The 1813-nt window shown below is 71.6% G+C and carries 1 protein-coding gene; it reads left to right on the top strand.

All coding sequences use genetic code 11. The features are described 5' to 3' along the window. Positions 1-301: 301 nt before the first annotated feature. Positions 302-1702 carry an IS110 family RNA-guided transposase gene (locus I6A81_RS41065; RefSeq protein WP_307875242.1) on the top strand — a complete coding sequence of 467 codons (1401 nt, stop codon included), beginning with the start codon at positions 302-304 and terminating at the stop codon, positions 1700-1702. The last annotated feature ends 111 nt before the right edge of the window (positions 1703-1813 follow it).

Here is a 1813-nt window from a genome sequence, read left to right as displayed (position 1 = left end):
CTGAGTCCTCCGGGCCCTTCGGCCGGCCGCGCAAGCGCGGAAATTTTGGGGGTGGCTCGTTCGGGTGGTCTGTCCGGGCGGGTGTGGCGTGGGTGGCACAGCCCGGGATGATGTTGTCCGAGTCGTCCGTCGACGCCGGTCATTTCTTGTCGCCTCGTTGAGGCCGTCTCTGAGTCTGGCGCTGGGGGCCTGCTTGTCGGGCTGTGCACTGCGCTTCGAGCGCGCGTTCCAGAGTGGGTTTTCTGCCGTGGCTCCCCGGGCGGCTCGCTGTGTCCCTGTCGGTGGTGCGGAGAGGGTGGTCGTGGCGATCGAGGAGACCGAGGAGGCCGGCCCGTTCGTGGAGCGGGTCGCCGCGTTGGACATCGGCAAGGCGGGGCTGGTCGCCTGCCTGCGGGTACCGGCCGAGGGCGGGGGCCGGCGGCGGCGTCAGGAGGTGACCGACTGGACGACGATGACCGCCGATCTGGTGAACCTCGCGGACTACCTGGTCTGCCAGGGTGTGGAGCTCGTCGTGATGGAGGCAACCGGGGACTATTGGCGTTCCCCGTACTACGTGCTCGAGGCGGCGGGGCTGCGTTGCTGGCTGGTCAACGCCCGCCAGGTCAAGCACCTCCCGGGAAGACCCAAAACCGACAAGATCGACTCTGTGTGGTTGTGCAAGGTCGCCGAGCGGGGGATGTGCTCGCCGAGCTTCGTCCCGGCCAGGCCGCAGCGGCGGCTGCGGTTGTTCACCCGCTATCGGATCGCGGCGGTCCGTGAGCGGACCCGGGAGATGCAGCGCGCGGAGAAGCTCCTCGAGGACGCCCAGCTGAAGGTGTCGGTCGTGGCCAGTGACCTGTTCGGGGTGTCCGGGCGGGCGATGCTCACGGCGCTCGTTGCCGGGGAACGCGACCCGGAGGTGCTCGCGGACCTGGCTCGCGGCCGGCTGCGGCGCAAGAGGACCGAGCTGGTCCGGGCGTTCCGGGGCAGTTTCGAGGACGCCCACGCCACCGTGCTCGCGATGATCCTCGACCGGGTCGAGCGGCTTGACAGCGACATCGCCCGGCTCGATGCCTCGATCGCCGAGGCCATCGCGGCCATGACGGACCACGCCCCGACCCAGGACCGGTCCGGCCCCGGCGGCGGCGCGCCCTCTCCCGACACCGCCGGGCCGCCGCCCGGCGGCCCGGCACCCGAGAGCCCGCCGCCGGCCGGCGGCAGGGCCCGGCTCGGCCCGGCGGAGCGGCTCGCCGAGATCCCCGGGATCAGTCTCGCGACCGCGCACACGATCCTCGCGGAGGTCGGGACCGACGTGGCGGCGTTCCCGACCGCGGCGCACCTGGTGTCCTGGGCGGGGCTGGCCCCGAAGGCCAACCAGTCCGCCGGCCGATCCAGCCCCGCGCGCACCACGAAAGGCAACCGCTACCTGGCCGGCACCCTCGGCCAGGTCGTGTTCTCGCTGGCGAGAACCCAGACGTTCTTCGGCGACCGCTACCGGCGCATCCGCGCGAGCCGTGGCCCCCAGAAAGCGATCGTCGCGGTCTCCCGGTCGGTCCTCACCACGATCTGGCACCTCCTCGACGATCCCGACGCCCGTTACCGCGAGCTCGGCGCCGATTACCACCGCAACCGCCAGGACACCCACAAACAGGCCGCCGCCGTCCGCCGCCTCGAGCGCCTCGGTTTCGAGGTCACCCTCGCCCAGCCGGCAGCCGCGATCTGACCCGTCGCGCTCCCGGACCACCACACACACCCAGCCACACCCACGTCCGAGCGGGCAAGGGCCACTGGGGTCATTCTGGCGCGCCCATAGTTACGTTCATTTCCGTTCCAG

The sequence above is a fragment of the Frankia nepalensis genome, from assembly GCF_016786325.1.
Classification (GTDB): domain Bacteria; phylum Actinomycetota; class Actinomycetes; order Frankiales; family Frankiaceae; genus Pseudofrankia; species Pseudofrankia nepalensis.
This window is presented reverse-complemented; position numbering and strand designations above follow the sequence as displayed.